22 protein-coding genes are annotated in these 15095 nt (G+C 27.1%); 7 read left to right on the top strand and 15 right to left on the bottom strand.

Annotated elements, in window-relative coordinates; translation table 11 throughout:
- Positions 1–96: 96 nt before the first annotated feature.
- Positions 97–666: a hypothetical protein gene (locus tag AMN95_RS00105; RefSeq protein ID WP_075521978.1), complete on the bottom strand. Its 570-nt coding sequence runs from the start codon at positions 664–666 to the stop codon at positions 97–99.
- Between the two features lie 132 nt (positions 667–798).
- Here AMN95_RS00105 and AMN95_RS00100 point away from each other — a divergent pair, with 132 nt between their 5' ends.
- Both AMN95_RS00100 and AMN95_RS00095 read left to right on the top strand, forming a co-directional pair.
- Entirely contained in the window at positions 799–1254 is a 456-nt protein-coding gene (locus AMN95_RS00100; protein ID WP_075521977.1) for a hypothetical protein, read from the top strand.
- A gap of 1 nt (position 1255) precedes the next feature.
- On the top strand, positions 1256–1630 hold the full coding sequence (locus tag AMN95_RS00095) for a phosphate-starvation-inducible protein PsiE (protein WP_075521976.1): 375 nt from the start codon (positions 1256–1258) through the stop codon (positions 1628–1630).
- Between the two features lie 7 nt (positions 1631–1637).
- Here AMN95_RS00095 and AMN95_RS00090 read toward each other — a convergent pair whose 3' ends face one another.
- Positions 1638–1907 (bottom strand): GNAT family N-acetyltransferase, encoded by a 270-nt coding sequence (locus AMN95_RS00090; protein WP_075521975.1) that lies wholly within the window; start codon positions 1905–1907, stop codon positions 1638–1640.
- A gap of 171 nt (positions 1908–2078) precedes the next feature.
- Entirely contained in the window at positions 2079–3512 is a 1434-nt protein-coding gene (locus tag AMN95_RS00085; protein ID WP_075521974.1) for a helix-turn-helix domain-containing protein, read from the bottom strand.
- A gap of 111 nt (positions 3513–3623) precedes the next feature.
- Between AMN95_RS00085 and AMN95_RS05595 the strand changes: the two genes are divergently transcribed.
- Complete coding sequence (locus AMN95_RS05595) at positions 3624–3785, top strand: hypothetical protein (protein WP_179850326.1); 162 nt, start codon at positions 3624–3626, stop codon at positions 3783–3785.
- Positions 3786–3848: 63 nt separating this feature from the next.
- Entirely contained in the window at positions 3849–5123 is a 1275-nt protein-coding gene (gene aceA / locus AMN95_RS00080) for an isocitrate lyase (protein ID WP_075521973.1), read from the top strand.
- A 54-nt stretch (positions 5124–5177) separates the two neighbouring features.
- On the opposite strand, the gene AMN95_RS00075 is transcribed toward aceA, so the two are convergent.
- Together AMN95_RS00075 and AMN95_RS00070 are read right to left on the bottom strand one after the other, a co-directional pair.
- Complete coding sequence (locus AMN95_RS00075; RefSeq protein WP_075521983.1) at positions 5178–5939, bottom strand: ABC transporter permease; 762 nt, start codon at positions 5937–5939, stop codon at positions 5178–5180.
- Positions 5935–6870 (bottom strand): ABC transporter ATP-binding protein, encoded by a 936-nt coding sequence (locus AMN95_RS00070; protein ID WP_075521972.1) that lies wholly within the window; start codon positions 6868–6870, stop codon positions 5935–5937. Before AMN95_RS00070 ends, AMN95_RS00075 begins: the two co-directional genes overlap by 5 nt.
- A 68-nt stretch (positions 6871–6938) precedes the next feature.
- On the opposite strand from AMN95_RS00070, the gene AMN95_RS00065 reads away from it, so the two are divergent.
- Complete coding sequence (locus AMN95_RS00065; protein ID WP_075521981.1) at positions 6939–7307, top strand: thioredoxin family protein; 369 nt, start codon at positions 6939–6941, stop codon at positions 7305–7307.
- Here AMN95_RS00065 and AMN95_RS00060 read toward each other — a convergent pair.
- From AMN95_RS00060 to AMN95_RS00050, 3 genes are all read right to left on the bottom strand, one after another.
- Positions 7300–8736, bottom strand: coding sequence for a sodium:solute symporter family transporter (locus tag AMN95_RS00060; RefSeq protein ID WP_179850325.1), 1437 nt, complete (start codon positions 8734–8736; stop codon positions 7300–7302). The genes AMN95_RS00065 and AMN95_RS00060 overlap by 8 nt on opposite strands.
- Before the next feature lie 107 nt (positions 8737–8843).
- Complete coding sequence (locus AMN95_RS00055) at positions 8844–9023, bottom strand: hypothetical protein (protein ID WP_075521971.1); 180 nt, start codon at positions 9021–9023, stop codon at positions 8844–8846.
- Positions 9024–9391: 368 nt separating this feature from the next.
- Positions 9392–9850 carry a cytochrome c gene (locus tag AMN95_RS00050; protein ID WP_082256636.1) on the bottom strand — a complete coding sequence of 153 codons (459 nt, stop codon included), beginning with the start codon at positions 9848–9850 and terminating at the stop codon, positions 9392–9394.
- A 3-nt stretch (positions 9851–9853) separates the two neighbouring features.
- Between AMN95_RS00050 and AMN95_RS00045 the strand changes: the two genes are divergently transcribed.
- Positions 9854–10381 carry a cytochrome b gene (locus AMN95_RS00045; RefSeq protein WP_256997899.1) on the top strand — a complete coding sequence of 176 codons (528 nt, stop codon included), beginning with the start codon at positions 9854–9856 and terminating at the stop codon, positions 10379–10381.
- On the opposite strand, the gene AMN95_RS00040 is transcribed toward AMN95_RS00045, so the two are convergent.
- On the bottom strand, positions 10376–11086 hold the full coding sequence (locus AMN95_RS00040; protein ID WP_075521969.1) for a methyltransferase domain-containing protein: 711 nt from the start codon (positions 11084–11086) through the stop codon (positions 10376–10378). The genes AMN95_RS00045 and AMN95_RS00040 overlap by 6 nt on opposite strands.
- Complete coding sequence (locus AMN95_RS00035) at positions 11067–11504, bottom strand: DUF4396 domain-containing protein (protein ID WP_082256635.1); 438 nt, start codon at positions 11502–11504, stop codon at positions 11067–11069. The genes AMN95_RS00040 and AMN95_RS00035 overlap by 20 nt, the downstream gene beginning before the upstream one ends.
- Before the next feature lie 22 nt (positions 11505–11526).
- On the opposite strand from AMN95_RS00035, the gene AMN95_RS00030 reads away from it, so the two are divergent.
- Entirely contained in the window at positions 11527–12210 is a 684-nt protein-coding gene (locus AMN95_RS00030) for an MBL fold metallo-hydrolase (RefSeq protein ID WP_075521968.1), read from the top strand.
- 21 nt (positions 12211–12231) lie between these two features.
- Here AMN95_RS00030 and AMN95_RS00025 read toward each other — a convergent pair whose 3' ends face one another.
- From AMN95_RS00025 to AMN95_RS00005, 5 genes are all read right to left on the bottom strand, one after another.
- Positions 12232–12906 carry a glycosyltransferase family 2 protein gene (locus tag AMN95_RS00025; RefSeq protein WP_075521967.1) on the bottom strand — a complete coding sequence of 225 codons (675 nt, stop codon included), beginning with the start codon at positions 12904–12906 and terminating at the stop codon, positions 12232–12234.
- A gap of 13 nt (positions 12907–12919) precedes the next feature.
- Complete coding sequence (locus tag AMN95_RS00020; protein ID WP_179850324.1) at positions 12920–13510, bottom strand: FkbM family methyltransferase; 591 nt, start codon at positions 13508–13510, stop codon at positions 12920–12922.
- 104 nt (positions 13511–13614) lie between these two features.
- The gene (locus AMN95_RS00015; protein WP_075521965.1) at positions 13615–13998 is read right to left on the bottom strand and encodes a rhodanese-like domain-containing protein; all 384 of its coding nucleotides are present in this window, start codon (positions 13996–13998) and stop codon (positions 13615–13617) included.
- 58 nt (positions 13999–14056) lie between these two features.
- Positions 14057–14371, bottom strand: a complete 315-nt coding sequence (locus AMN95_RS00010; RefSeq protein ID WP_075521964.1) for an AzlD domain-containing protein — start codon at positions 14369–14371, stop codon at positions 14057–14059.
- On the bottom strand, positions 14364–15059 hold the full coding sequence (locus tag AMN95_RS00005) for an AzlC family ABC transporter permease (protein ID WP_075521963.1): 696 nt from the start codon (positions 15057–15059) through the stop codon (positions 14364–14366). The genes AMN95_RS00010 and AMN95_RS00005 overlap by 8 nt, the downstream gene beginning before the upstream one ends.
- Between the last annotated feature and the right edge of the window lie 36 nt (positions 15060–15095).

The raw sequence follows: 15095 nt of genomic DNA, 5'->3' as shown, positions 1-15095 counted from the left end.
ATATGCAGTTTATATTTTCAGATAAATATGACTTACTTGGACTTTGAATATCCAACATAAGAAAGCACCATAGCTTTAAATTTTAGTTGCATTTGTTTAATTTAAAATTTTGTATTCAAAATTTTGGGTTTCCTCATTAACTTGTAATAGTTTTGCTCCATTTTTCAAATGAAATTTAGTAGCCATATCTGTTAAAGGTGATAAAGTTACAAGTCTATTAAGATGATTAGATTTTTTTATTTTCTTAAAAACTTCTTTAACAATTAGTTTTCCGCCACCTTTTTTTTTTGACCAAACTGTATATGCAATAGCTATTTGACCTACATTTTGGTCTCTCATAGCACTTTGCAAAAAAGCATCATGACTAAACTTATCTAATTCATCAACAGATTTAGGAATTTTATTAGTGTAAGCAAAACACATGACTGCGTGTATTTCTCCTTTATATTTTACTCCATAAATTTTTCTTCCATAATTTGTTCTGAAGTTATTATCTAACTGAGGTCTAATTGGATCTTCCGATGTATCGCATTTATTTAGTTCTACAAGTTCTGCTCCTTTAATCCAGTCAAAGAAACTATCTAAATTTTTGTTTATAATTTGTCTATTCTTTCTGATTCTAGCTTTTATTCTTGTTTTAAAATTCTTATTGTTTTTTAAGATCATAATTTTAAAGAATAGATGATATTGTTAAATTTACTAACTATTTATATTCACTAAAGCTATGCTAGTGTCGCATATTCATAATATATACTGATTTAATATTTAAATTAATGTCAGGTTTGTTAATATAATACTATGGATAGTTTAAAAAATTGGATGAAAGAAAGTGCTAATATATTATTTGATGACAGCAAAAATGATTTGAGAGCTCTACCAAAAACTGTAAGATTACAGATATTATTAGTTTTAAGTTTTATTTGGACTACCGTATTTAGTTTATACGTTTTTTCATATACAACTTTTGCGTTTGGTTGGGCAGGAACTTATATAGCACATGTTGGGTTAATCTTTGCAGTGTATATGACTTTTAAACAGTTTCACCGAGCTGAAGAAAAATCTTCAAGTGTATTTAAAACAAAAAATTTTGATCCATTCAAGATTATGGCAATTGTCTTTGTTATTGTTTTTATGTTTGTTTTTTCAAAAGGAATTGAGGTTTTAAACTCGAATAATTCATATAATATACAATATGGTGGTCCAGACAAAACTGCAGAAGAAAAATGGCTACCATTTAAAAAAAAGAAGGATTGAAATGAAAGATTTAATTAAAAACTTACAATTAGGTTTATTAATTATCATTTTGATCAGTACAATAGTTGCTGTATTCATGGAAATCCATAGTATGTATAAGTTAAAAACTGTCACATTAGCTGATTTATTATTGATGTTTCTTTATCTAGAAGTAATGGCAATGGTTAGAGTTTTTTGGGAACAACAGTCAATCAGTATTACTTTGCCGTTGCTTATTGCAATAACAGCTCTTTCAAGATTTATTATTCTGCAAGGAAAAGAAATGAATCCGTCTGCATTAGTTTATGAGTCTGGTGCTATTCTTTTAATTGCGATTGCTATAGTTGTTATGCGATTAAGACATAGTAAAAAACTTGGATTAGGATCTAAAGAATAATATTTAGCTATATCCAATTTTCTACAGATTTTAGTAATTTCGCTCCCAGTGGACTAATAGGTTTTTGAAGAATTAATTTTTTTCCAGTTTTATCTTTGACGAGTTTAAGTAAATTTTTCGCTATACCTTGCTTTCTGAATAAAGGATTAACAAAAATATATTCAATTTCACCGATGTTGTTAAATCTAATAAATCCTAGTGTGGTATTTCTATTTTTATAAATAAAAACTCCATCTGTTTCTTTTAAAGTACACAATGAAATATCAAGTTTAACCATATAGCTAATAATTAAGTAAAAGAAGAATAATTGAAATGATAACTATAATGATAATTATGATTACATAATTAATTTTAATATTGAATCTTTTATCAAAAAAATAGGTTATTTTCTCCCAAAATAGCACTGTTAAAAAAATTAGTATGACCGGTAAAATAAATTTTATCATGCTTATGAGTTATTGTCACTTACGTAAACTGATACTCCTCTTGTATTTAAATCTACATCAAACTTTTTGTGTAAAGGTGGAAAGGCTCTTTGTGAACAATCTAATCTGTCACATGTTCTACAGGAAACACCTATTGGAATTTCTGAAGATTTATCATTAATATTTATATTTTCAGTATAAACAAAATCCTTTGCATATTTTGCCTCACAACCAAGCCCTATTGATAAAACACTTTTAGATTGTCCAAATCTTCCAATGCCTTTCTCAACTGTTCTAGCAATACAAACATATTTTTCACCATTATTCATTTTGCTCACAGCAGCTTGAATAACTCCAGGTCTAGTAAATGCAGAATAAACATTCCATCTTGGACATGCGCCTCCATATCTTGGTATATCTATACCTGACAAAGAAAATCTTTTTGAGATATTTCCTGCCATATCAACTCTTAAGAAATGAAATGGTATTCCAGGAAGTTTTGGATCCTGAAGGCAAGTAACTCTATGCGCAACTTGCTCAAAAGAGGTCGCAAATGTATTTTGCAATAATTCCAAATCATATTTTAATTTTTTACATTCTGAATGGAATAATTTATAGGGCATCAAAATAGCAGCTCCACAGTAATTCAACAAAGCAACTTTCGAGAGTTTTTTTGACTCCTCAGTTGGAAAACTAAATTTTGAAAGGTAATCATCAATTAATTCATTTGCACCTTCTTGAGCAATTTGAGCTGCCGCATGTAATTTTTTAGTTTCTAACGAACTATAATCACTTAGAAAAAGTTCTTTTTTATTTTTTTTGTAAATTTTTGAGAAAGGTTTATTTTCATCAGGAATGACATCTTTAACTGTGATTGAGAATTCCGAATATAAGTATTCACAAAGAGCTATATATCTAGTTCTATTATTTTTTTGAACTTTTTCAAAAACTTTATTTGCGAAATCTTCTAATTTAGGGAAATAATTTTTGTTTTCTTGTAAAAAATCTGAAATTACTTCACCTGGAAATGAATTTTTTCTATTATCGACAATTTTACCAGATATAGTCTCAATTTTATTAATCATCTCGTGATCTTTTTTCTTCAATATATCTCCTAATCTAACAATCGCTTTTCCAATTTTAGGATTTGTATTTACTAAATCTTTAACTTCAGGACTTAAAATGTCTAAGTCTTCAAATAATGAATCATCTAAAATTTCTGATAAAGTATTTTCAAGATTAATATCTGTTTTCGATGTTAATTGAGAAAGTTCAATATTGAGCTTTTCACAAATTTTTAGTAATAAATCACCGTCTATTTTTCTTTTTCCACCTTCAATAAGGTTTAAATAACTGGGTGAAATACTAAGCTCTTCAGCAAGCTTATTGGCTTGTAAACCTAATTGTCTTCGAAAAGCCTTAATTTTAGGACCGATTTTTAAATCTAATTGACTCATATTTTCTATTTGTAAATTTTGTAAATTTATTTTTACAATTTTTTTCCTTAATTTACAACCTTTTTAAACTTTTTTGTAGATTTTGTAAATCTTGTAAATTATAAAATTTACATGGACGAAAAACTTAAATACAGTGAAAATGAGGCTCAAATCATAAAACATGAGGATTTAGCTAGACATAATAGCAGAGGTATCTACATGAGAGATGATCATTGTGATTGGGGTTCAAGTGGAATGAAAGATCTAGTTGAGACCCTTAACGACTCAAACTAATCTATTCGTTCAACTTAAATTCATTTCTTACTAAAAACATTTTAAGAGTACAGGATAATAATAATGAGCGCAGAAAACATCTCATACGACTTAAAAAGATTTGCAGGAATAAAAAGAGATTATACTCCTGAGGATGTGGAAAGACTAAGAGGCTCAATTAAAATTGAATATTCAATGTGCAAACACCAATCTACAAAATTATGGGAATTATTAAATTCTGAGCAATATGTTAATACTTTAGGTTCTTTGTCTGGAAATCACGCAGTTCAACATGCAAAAGCTGGGTTAAAAGCTATTTATCTAAGTGGATGGCAAGTTGCAGCAGATGCGAATAGTGCTGGTGAAATGTATCCTGATCAATCTTTGTATCCATACGATAGTGCACCAAAATTAGTTGAGTCAATGAACAATGCTTTGATCAGAGCTGATCAAATTCAACATATGGAAATAAAAGACGGTGATATGAAAGAAGATAAAAAAGTTGATTACATGTTACCGATTATTGCAGATGGTGAAGCAGGTTTTGGTGGACCATTAAATGTGTTTGAACTTGCAAAAAAATTTATTAAAGCAGGTGCTGCAGGAGTGCACTTTGAAGATCAATTAGCAAGTGAAAAAAAATGTGGTCATATGGGAGGAAAAGTTTTAGTTCCAACAGGAACAATGATTAAAAATTTAAAAGCTGCTAGATTAGCTGCTGATATAGCTGATGTACCATTAATTATTTTAGCAAGAACGGATGCTAATGCTGCAAAATTAATTACTAATGATCACGATGAAAATGATAAACCTTTTTTAACGGGTGAAAGATCTCCAGAAGGTTTTTATTATGTAAAAGCTGGAATTGAACAAGCTATATCTAGGGGGCTAGCTTATGCACCTTATTCAGATTTAATATGGTGTGAAACCGCAACACCAAATTTGGAAGAAGCTAAAAAATTTGCTGATGCTATTCATAAAAAATTCCCAGGTAAACTTTTAGCTTATAATTGTTCTCCATCATTTAATTGGAAAAAACATTTATCTGATGATGAAATTGCTTCTTTTCAACAAGAGATTAGTAAAATGGGTTACAAATTTCAGTTTATAACTCTGGCTGGATTTCATACTCAAAATATTGCAATTTTTGAATTAGCAGAAAAGTATAAAAAAGAAGGTATGTCTGCTTATTCAAGAATACAACAACAGGAATTTGCTCGTGAAAAAGATGGTTACACTAGTGTAAAACATCAAAGAGAAGTTGGTACTTCTTATTTTGATGCTGTGTCTAATACAATAAGTGCAGGAAAAAGCTCTACTACAGCAATGGATGGCTCAACTGAGTCTGAACAATTCTAATAAAAAATTCCTCTTTTTTTATTAATAAATTTAACTGACTCAGAAATGGGTCAGTTAAGATTTAATATTATATCCTTTTTTGAGAAGCACAATGACGACCGTGATACAAATTGTTAAAAACATAAACATTGTGCCTATACTTATCCAAATATTAAAGTCTGAAACTCCATAGAAAGAAAATCTCAATCCATTAATTAGATAAACAACTGGATTAAAGTAAGTAACTGCTTGCCAGAAAGGTGGAAGCATATCTAATGAGTATAAACTACCTCCTAAAAATACCATCGGTGTTATAAATAAGGTTGGAATAATCGACATTTGTTCAAAATCAGAGCTCATCAATCCAATTAAGAAGCCAAATAATGCAAAAGTAAATGCCACTAAAACTAATAAAAAAATCATCAATAAGGGATATTTAACTTGGACATCAACAAAAAATAATGACGTAATAAATATGATTATACTCACAATTAATGTTTTTGTTGCTCCTGCTCCAACAAAAGCAAGAACTACCTCGAATGTTGAAATTGGAGCTGCAAGTATTTCGTAAATAGTTCCGTTGAATTTGGGAAAAAAAATTCCAAACGATGTGTTACTTATTGATTGGGTTAATAAAGTTAACATCAATAAACCTGGAACAATATAAGATCCATAACTTATTCCATCTATTTTTTCCACATAGCCTCCAATAACAGAGCCAAAAACAATAAAATAAAGTGAAGTCGTTAATACCGGAGATAATAAGGATTGTGTTAAAGTTCTTCTAAACCTATCCATTTCGTGAAGATAAATTGCTTTTAATGCTAAATAATTAATTTTCATTTTTTTCCTTTACTAAACTAACAAAAATTTTTTCTAATGTGCTTTGCTCTGTTTTTAAATCTTTTAATTTTAAACCTGCATCCTTTAAGTCTTGTAGTAAATTTGTAATTCCTGTTTGCTTAGCTTGGACATTATAAGTGTAGTCTAAGCTCATTTTGTTTGATCCTAACGATAAATCATATTTATTAAGTGATGATGGAATTTCACTTATATTTTCCTGTAATTCCACAGTCAATTTTTTATTTCCCATTTTCTTCAATAGTTCTTTAGTATCATCAACAACGATAATCTCTCCTTGATTTATTACACCAACCCTATCAGCAATAGCCTCTGCTTCCTCAATGTAATGAGTTGTTAGAATAATTGTTACACCAGTCTTTCTCAAATTTTCTACGATTTTCCACATATCCTTTCTTAATTCAACATCTACGCCTGCAGTGGGTTCATCTAAAAATAAGATTGAAGGTTCATGAGATAATGCTTTAGCAATTAATACTCTTCTTTTCATCCCACCCGATAATTGTCTAAGTCTAAGATCTTTTTTATCCCACAGACTTAATTGTTTTAAAATTTTTTCTATATGACTAGGGCTAGGTTTTTTTCCATAAAGACCTCTTGAATAAGATACATTATTGAATACTGTTTCAAATTGTTCTAATGTTAATTCTTGAGGAACTAAGCCTATTTTAGATCTTGTTTCTCTATAATCATTAATAATATCAAAATTATCTACTTTCACCTGACCTGAAGTAGGATTTACTATTCCACAAATTATACTTATCAAAGTAGTTTTTCCTGCCCCATTTGGACCAAGCATTGCAAAAATTTCTCCCTTTTTGATATTAAGGTTTATTTTTTTTAATGCCTCAAATCCATTGTCGTATACTTTTGACAGGTTATTTATACTTATTTGATCATTTGACATGTGGTTATGCATATATAGAGACAATTTAGAGTATTACAATAAATTAAAACTTACCTTAATTTATGGTTATGAAAAAATTTTTAGTATTTATCTGTTTTGTATTGGTATTTAGTACCAAAGCAATTGGCAAAGAAACCACTTATAGCAAAGAGTTATTCGATAAAGCTCTATCAGAGGGAAAAGTTGTAGTTGTGAGTTCCTGGATTAAATATTGCACATCTTGTGCAAGCCAAATGAAAGTTCTTGAAAAAGCAAAAAATGATTTTGATAATATGGAATACTTTGCATTTGATGTGTCAAATAAAGAAATCTCTCAATTTTTTAATGTTCAATATCAAACAACACTTTTAATTTTTAAAGATAATAAAGAAGTTTACAGAAGTATTGGTGAGACTACTAAAGAACTCATTTATGACGCTTTAAAATCCTCTATTTAAATTTAATTTTTAAAATTATTGCAGGTAAAAAAGTTGCAATTAAAAAAGATAAAAATAATAAAGATTGTGCTACAAAAGGTGAAAATAAGTCTTTAGACAAAAATACTCCAACTAATAAACTTTTGGAAAAATCTGGAAATGGAAAAATTAAAAATCCAGCAACTAGACCAATTATAATTGAAACATAAGCAGTTTTTTCATCTAGTTTATTATAGAAACTATAGAAAATAGTCACTACAAACGCACAACAAAATAAATCTGCTAGTAAGAATAAATATAAAATATCAAATCCTTTTGAAGCAACTCCAAAAGCAATTACAGACAAGATTGAAATGATATATTTAGATATCTTTAAATAATCAACTTTTTTATCTAAATTAAAAGTTGCTTTGCCATCAACTACAAATAAACTGGAAATAGCATTAACTAAAGTATCAACTGTTGAAATTGTCAATGCAAGTCCAAGGATAATGATCAATAGGGATAACATCTCTGTTTGATCTTTTAATAATAAACTAAAAAATCCCAAATCAGGTCTAACAGATGGATCTATTGAAAATGAAACCATTCCAATAAAACCCATTAAGAAAACTATTGGAACAATAATAAAGAAAGAAATTATCAAACCACTTTTAAGTGTTTGATAATCTTTTGCTGCATACACTCTTTGCCAATTTCCTTGATGAAATAAATTTGTTGCTGCAACTGCTATGAAGAAAGTTAATCCTGCAGTGTATCCTGGAATATATTTTGAACTTAATAATTGGGGATTTTTCTCAATAATTAAAGAAAAAGAAAAATTATTTCCTGAAGATGAACTAATAATTGAAATCAAAATAAATAACAAAACACCAATTACAATCATTTGAATGTTGTCAGTAAATATGGACGCTCTTAATCCCCCATAAAGTGTATAGCTTAAAGTAGCCACCAAAACAATTAATGCTGTAATCCACAATTCTGTCCCAGATATATAATTAATTAACACAGCAACCGCAGTTACTTCTGCACAAAGAAAAATGAACATATAAAAGATTGTCATTAATAAAATCAACTTAAAAAGACTTTTGCCGAATTTTTTTCTCATAAACTCAACTAAAGACGATCCTTTTGGAAACTCATTTCTGATTTTTTTCCCAAAATAAATTAAGAAAATCATTGGAAAAGCTGTGCCTAATGCATAACCAATAACAGCGCCTACTCCGCCCCACGTTGCAGCAGCAACAGGTGCAAATAAAATCCAAGCCCCTAAAGCTGATGCTACAAGACTAGTGGTGATCGAAAATAAACCAATGTTTCTATTTGCAGTTAAATAATTATTTATTCCTTTAAATCTTTTAGAGTGATAAATTCCTAAAGCTGCGAATAGCAAACATATTATAATAACTAATAATAATGATGTTGATTGACTTAAAAAATATGTCTCCATTTAATCCCTTTCTGAATTACCGGACAGGTTCTAAGGGTATAATCTCAGTCTGTTAAGACACCCCAAAAGACTAATATAATTTATTATTTTAAGAAATACAGTAAAATTTATCTTTTCAAGCAGTTATTAATTAATATTGCCATTAAAATCCAAATAATAAACACCTCACCATTTGTAAAAGAGTAATCTGCTCCTGCAAATCCTGCTACAATATTTAATCCATAAATTATAACCGTCGAAAAAACTAAACTAATCAATAAATCTCTTAATGCACATAAATATTTCATGTGTAAATTTTATACAGTTAAACTAGTTATGTAAATCTGATTCAAATTAATATCATAATTATAAATTGTTCTACTTTTAAGTGAAAAATATTAAGATTTCGAGAATCTACTAAAGCATCAGGTTGTATTCAAGAAATATATCTGAATATAAATTAAAAAAATTTATTGAATACAACCTTTGAAAAATTTAATTTAAAAATAAGGAGGTTATTATAATGAAACTAATGCCACCTGATACTTAGCTGGGTAGCTTTATATTTAAAAAAAATAAAAAAAAATCCGTTTGGATTAAAATGCCAAAGAGGCTTAATAGAGGAGCTCTTTTGGTGAAGAAACTGAAAGAGCTAACCTCTCATAAATTTCAAGATTTAATGTTCAGCTCTATACTTACTGTGACATGCTTTGCAGTTACTCCACATAAATTTAGTAAGTGTACCTCTAATATCATCTGAATTTTCAATGACTTTAGTTAATTCAATCATGTCGGTAGATGCCTTTGTCATTAAATTATTAAAATCTTCTTTCTCCTCCCAAATTATTGGAAGAGCTTCTGTTTTATATCCCTCTTTAGTATTTTCAGGAAAGTATTCAATTAAGGTTTTGTAATTTTCACTCATTTCAATCATTAAAGATTTCGCCTTATCAAATTCTCCTTTGCTAGCCAAAGCTTGTACTCTTTTTGCAGTACTATAATTCTTACTAAACAGTGCCTTTCTTCCTTTTATTATTTCCTCAACCGACATTTCAGAATTAGCTGGAAGCGACAATATTATAAAAATTAAAATACAGAAAGAATATTTGAATACATTTATGATATAGTTAATCATTATATGAAATTAAAAAATACCTTAACAGAATATGGAGTTATTTCCAGAATATTTCATTGGTTAAGTGCCACAGTATTAATAATTCAAATTCCTTTAGGTATGTATCTAGTAGACATGGATTTCAGTGAAAAAAGATTAACCGTAGAAAATATTCATGTTGCAGTCGGTATAAGTATTTTTTATTTAACTGTATTAAGGTTAATTTATAAATCATTTAATCCAACTCCAAAATTAAATAATAGTATTTTTCCTGGACAGAAAATAATTGCAAAATTAAATCATGTATTTTTATATATTTCAATTTTAATGATAACAATCTCAGGTGCTTTAAAAAAATTATATAACGGTGAAGAGCTTGATTTGTTTTTTTTTAATCTTGAAATTCAAGATAATTTTGATTTAGCAGAGATATTTTACGAAATTCATATCCTGAGCAATTATACACTTATCGCATTAATATCTTTACATATTTTTGCTGTCATAATCCATAAATTATTATTTAAGGAAAATTTGCTTAAAAGAATTTTATAAAATAATACAATTTAATTTATCTTTAAATTTTAATTTATTTTTATAATTTAATTTAATTTCTTGAATGCCTTGTATAAGTTGTTTTTTTGAAAAAGGTATTAACGTAGAAATATATCTATTTTTAATCATTTCGAGATATTTCTTTTTGCTTATTCTTACATTAAAAATAAATTTTTTTTGAATTCTTTGAGGATATAAATTTGTAATAATCTTAAATATTTCTTTATCTCTTATAAGAGATTTATTAAGTTTTAGTTTCATTAATTTAAAAGTTGGAATTTCGTTATTTTCTGTATCTAAAGTGAAAATTATAATTTTACCCTTTGTATTTAATATTTTTTCTAAAGATTTTAATAATTTTTTTACCTTACTTAATTTTATTAAATGAATTGTTTGTTTAATCATAATTAAATCAAACTTTTGACTTTTTCTCAAAGAAAGATTTAAAATATTTGCTTTTTTAAATTTAATTCTTTTATCTCTATCTTTGTGATTAACAATATCTATGCCTAGAGGTTTATATTTAAGTTTTAACTTTGATTTTAAAGAACCTAAAATCTTCCCTCTTCCACAACCAATATCTAAAATTTTAAAATTTGAATTAATTTTGGTATTTTTGATTAAAAAATTATTAAATGAATTAATATAATTTTGTGAAGATAACCAAGTTTTATTGTCCCAATTTTTAATGACAACTGATGCCATATTTTTTTAATCTCCAATAATTATATGGCCATGGTGTTAAAAAACCCACAATAAGCATTAGAGGTACAACCCACCAGGTTAATATTGCTCCACCAGTCAAAAGATAATCAGTTAAATTCATTGTAGTTTCCATACTTATCATAGAAATAAAACTCATACCTAGAGCTGTTTTTAAAGCTTTATTAAATTCTAAATTTTGGCTGATCAAGATAATAGTTTCTAGAATTATACTTGTAATCAATCCATTTATGATTGCTAATATCATAATAGCTAAAATAGGAAATGGTATTTTTGATAATTGAAAAAATAGTATTGTTCCAAAATCTCCAATTGAACAACCAAGCAAACACCAAGCAGTATTTTTAGCACTTTGTTTCCATGTGCGATTACAAGACCAGTCAATTGTAGTGGTTTTCATACTTATATGATAATATTTAGTTATGATTTTTAAACAACTATTCGATCAGAAATCTAGCACATACACGTACTTAATTGCCTCATCCAAAGGAAGAGAGGCTCTAATTATTGACCCAGTTTTAGAAAATGTAAATGATTATGTAAATATATTGAAAGAGTTGGATTTAAAATTAGTAAAAGTAATTGATACTCATATTCATGCTGATCATGTAACAGGGGCCTCAAAACTAAAAAATATAACAAAATGTTCAACAATTATGGGTGATCACTCTCCAGCAGATAGTGTTGAAATAAAAGTTAAAGATGATGAATATATATATTTAGAAAATCTAAAAATTAGAGCTATGTATACTCCAGGTCACACTTCAGATAGTTATAGTTTTTTAATGAATGATTATCTTTTTTCAGGCGACACATTGCTTATTAATGGAACTGGTAGAACTGATTTTCAAAATGGTAATGCAAAAGATGCTTATAATTCAATTTTTAACAAACTTTTGAAACTCCCTGATAAAACTTTTTTATATCCTGCGCATGATTATAAAGGTGAAAAAGTGAGTACAATTGGAAAAGAAAAAAAATTCAACCCAAGATTACAAGTTGATAATATGGACCAATATGTTGAATTAATGAATAATCTAAACTTACAAAAACCTAAAGAGCTAGATACTAATATCAATAGAAATCTAAAACTTGGCTCGGAATAGAGATTAAAATTATATAATTAATTATTTCTTAAAAAATAATGATATCATTCCCAGTAATATCTTTAGACCGTCAACAAATGGACTAACTTTTTTTTTTCCACCGATTCTACTTCTTTCATAACAAGGATATGACGCATACTTAAGTTTATTTCTTTTTACTTTTATCGGAAGTTCAATACAAAATTTAAAATCACCTGATTTAAGTTTAAGATCTTTAATTAACTTAGTTTTTCCAACAACATAGGTATATAAAATATCAGATATTTTTAATCCAAAAAAAATTTTACCAATCGTAGTGAAAATATAATTTCCAACTAAAGTTATAAAATCATCATCATCACTTCCAGCATTTTTCATATATCTTGAGCCAAAAACAATATCGTGATTGTTATTTTTTATTTCATTCAACATTCCTTTCAATTCATCAGGATTCATTGAACCATCAGCGTTAATAATACAAAATAAATCAGTTTTTATATAATCAATACCCTCGATTAAAGCATTTCCATAACCTGATTTTTGTTGATGTAAAATTTCAACATCACTAGATTTATTTATCGAATTAATAGTTTTAGTATCGGTATGATCTAAAACAACTAATTTCTTATATTTATAATTTTTTAATTCGTCTAAAAAGATAGGAAGAGACTCGGATTCAAATTTAGCAGGTATAAGTAAGGTTAAATCATGGCTCATATTCACAAATTTATCATTTATATTTTTTATTCAAAAATAGAATATCTTTATAATGTAATGTTGGATAATAAAAGCTTTTAACAACTTTAAAATTATTTTTAGATAAAAATTTCTTAACTTTTTGAAAATTGTTTTGATATTGATTTGAAAACTGTTCTTCAATTAATAAATATTTTACATCTTTAATCTTTTTTGAAGAACCTTTTAATACATTATATTCATATCCCTCAACATCAATCTTTAAAAAACTTTCTTTAATATTTTTTTTTTTAAAATAATTATCAAATGTATCTTGTTTTACTGACGCATATTTCCTATTTTTTTGATCGTTTAATAGTAAATTTTTAAATTTTAAATAATTTGATTTTTTATTAAATGAAGACATTGTTGAATTATAAGTAAGGTTTGACAAAAATAATTTTTTTATGCTTATTTTATCTCCAAATGCTTTTTCAATCACATTTACCTTTTTTTCATTTTTGTATTTTTTAAATAAATTTTTAAAAAGTTTTTTATTTGGTTCAAAACAATAAAATGTTTCAATTTTTTTAAAATTTAAAAATCTTGAAATAAACTCTCCTTGATGTGAACCTATATCAATCATAATTTTAAATTGTAAATTTTTAGAATATTTTTGAATTGAGTCATAATGAAACTTGCTTAAAAAATTAAAAAGACTTTTTATAAACATCAAATTAATAGTAAAGGTTAAATGATTTTAAATTTACTTTGTTTCAATGCAGAAAAACCACCGTCAATATGTGAAATCTTTTCAAAACCCATATCTTTAAGAGTTTTAGTTGCAAGTGCAGATCTTAATCCACCCGCACAAAATAATACCATTTCTTTATTAAGATCTAATTTACCTTCTTTAAAATACATACTCTCAGGATCTAACCAAAATTCTAACATTCCTCTTGGAATATGAAGTGACTTTTCAATTCTACCATCTCTCTCTAATTCTCTTATATCTCTAATATCAATTAGATTACATTTATCTTTTTCAACTAGTTCATATACATCATCCGCTTTATGAGTTTTAATTTCTTTTAAGGCTTCTTGTACTAATGTATTTGAAGATTTAATTGCCATATAAAAATTATATATCTAAACATATAAATTACAATTTATTTAATTTTGTTTAAAAAATTTAAAAAACAAAAATAATTAACCAATATACTGCTAATCCAGAAAATATTGTTGATAAAATACTTCTTGAAAAAATACCTACTACCGTAGCAATTGTTGCTGCAATAATTTTAGGGTTATTATCAATGAGAATTGATCCTGAGTTATCTAAGAAAATAGCTGGAAAAATAATAGCTGGAAATATTGCGGAAGGCACATACGATAAAACTTGTCTTATTCTATCATTAAACATTTCTTTTTTTATTAATGCAATCATTGAAAACCTTGTAAAATAAGTAACTAACCCACAATAAATAATTAAAACCCAATTACTCATATTTTTTTTTATTCTTTGTAAACACCATGGCTGTTAACAAACCTGCTAAAGCAGCAACAATTACATAAGCCTTAAAAGGAATTAAATTATATCCAAAGGTAGCCACTAATCCTGATACAATAATCACAATAACATTTATAAATTTTCTAAAATCATTGACTAATAATGCTAAAAAAGTTAATGGAACTGCAAAACTTAATCCTAGTTTTTCTGGAATTGCAGAACCTAATATTATTCCCAAAAAAGTAGTTGTTTGCCAAATCACCCAACAAGTTGCTCCTCCACCAACTAAATGAAAATATCTATTTTTATCTTTATTTTTTTTTAAATATTCATTTGAAACCGCAAAAGCCTGGTCAATTAGAAAATATGAAATGATTATTTTCCATAATAATTTTAAATCTGAAAGATGCTCAGAAACTACAGCTCCATAAAGCATGTGTCTTGAATTTACTGCTCCAACTGAACTAATGATTACTAAAGAAGAAGCACCTCCAGAAAATAATTGTAAAAGAACAATTTGAGATGCTCCACCAAATATTATTAAAGACATTCCCATTGTTTCAATCGGACTAAATCCAATTTCTATGGAAAGTACGCCAAATATTAATCCAAATGGAACCACTGGAATCATTAGTGGACTTACATCAACAATACCTTTTAAAAATACTTTAATATTACTTTTCATTTACTAGGCTTTTTATTAGAAGCAAACTATATGATC

This window comes from Candidatus Pelagibacter communis (assembly GCF_001180185.1).
Classification (GTDB): Bacteria; Pseudomonadota; Alphaproteobacteria; order Pelagibacterales; family Pelagibacteraceae; genus Pelagibacter; species Pelagibacter ubique_F.
This window is presented reverse-complemented; position numbering and strand designations above follow the sequence as displayed.

Excerpts from the sequence above, each read along its gene's own strand:
- AMN95_RS00105 (WP_075521978.1), bottom strand. The coding sequence starts at position 666 with ATGATCTTAAAAAACAATAAGAATTTTAAAACAAGAATAAAAGCTAGA.
- AMN95_RS00100 (WP_075521977.1), top strand. The coding sequence starts at position 799 with ATGGATAGTTTAAAAAATTGGATGAAAGAAAGTGCTAATATATTATTT.
- AMN95_RS00095 (WP_075521976.1), top strand. The coding sequence starts at position 1,256 with ATGAAAGATTTAATTAAAAACTTACAATTAGGTTTATTAATTATCATT.
- AMN95_RS00090 (WP_075521975.1), bottom strand. The coding sequence starts at position 1,907 with ATGGTTAAACTTGATATTTCATTGTGTACTTTAAAAGAAACAGATGGA.
- AMN95_RS00085 (WP_075521974.1), bottom strand. The coding sequence starts at position 3,512 with ATGAGTCAATTAGATTTAAAAATCGGTCCTAAAATTAAGGCTTTTCGA.
- AMN95_RS05595 (WP_179850326.1), top strand. The coding sequence starts at position 3,624 with ATGGACGAAAAACTTAAATACAGTGAAAATGAGGCTCAAATCATAAAA.
- aceA (WP_075521973.1), top strand. The coding sequence starts at position 3,849 with ATGAGCGCAGAAAACATCTCATACGACTTAAAAAGATTTGCAGGAATA.
- AMN95_RS00070 (WP_075521972.1), bottom strand. The coding sequence starts at position 6,870 with ATGTCAAATGATCAAATAAGTATAAATAACCTGTCAAAAGTATACGAC.
- AMN95_RS00065 (WP_075521981.1), top strand. The coding sequence starts at position 6,939 with ATGAAAAAATTTTTAGTATTTATCTGTTTTGTATTGGTATTTAGTACC.
- AMN95_RS00060 (WP_179850325.1), bottom strand. The coding sequence starts at position 8,736 with ATGGAGACATATTTTTTAAGTCAATCAACATCATTATTATTAGTTATT.
- AMN95_RS00055 (WP_075521971.1), bottom strand. The coding sequence starts at position 9,023 with ATGAAATATTTATGTGCATTAAGAGATTTATTGATTAGTTTAGTTTTT.
- AMN95_RS00050 (WP_082256636.1), bottom strand. The coding sequence starts at position 9,850 with ATGATTAACTATATCATAAATGTATTCAAATATTCTTTCTGTATTTTA.
- AMN95_RS00045 (WP_256997899.1), top strand. The coding sequence starts at position 9,854 with ATGAAATTAAAAAATACCTTAACAGAATATGGAGTTATTTCCAGAATA.
- AMN95_RS00040 (WP_075521969.1), bottom strand. The coding sequence starts at position 11,086 with ATGGCATCAGTTGTCATTAAAAATTGGGACAATAAAACTTGGTTATCT.
- AMN95_RS00035 (WP_082256635.1), bottom strand. The coding sequence starts at position 11,504 with ATGAAAACCACTACAATTGACTGGTCTTGTAATCGCACATGGAAACAA.
- AMN95_RS00030 (WP_075521968.1), top strand. The coding sequence starts at position 11,527 with ATGATTTTTAAACAACTATTCGATCAGAAATCTAGCACATACACGTAC.
- AMN95_RS00025 (WP_075521967.1), bottom strand. The coding sequence starts at position 12,906 with ATGAGCCATGATTTAACCTTACTTATACCTGCTAAATTTGAATCCGAG.
- AMN95_RS00020 (WP_179850324.1), bottom strand. The coding sequence starts at position 13,510 with ATGATTGATATAGGTTCACATCAAGGAGAGTTTATTTCAAGATTTTTA.
- AMN95_RS00015 (WP_075521965.1), bottom strand. The coding sequence starts at position 13,998 with ATGGCAATTAAATCTTCAAATACATTAGTACAAGAAGCCTTAAAAGAA.
- AMN95_RS00010 (WP_075521964.1), bottom strand. The coding sequence starts at position 14,371 with ATGAGTAATTGGGTTTTAATTATTTATTGTGGGTTAGTTACTTATTTT.
- AMN95_RS00005 (WP_075521963.1), bottom strand. The coding sequence starts at position 15,059 with ATGAAAAGTAATATTAAAGTATTTTTAAAAGGTATTGTTGATGTAAGT.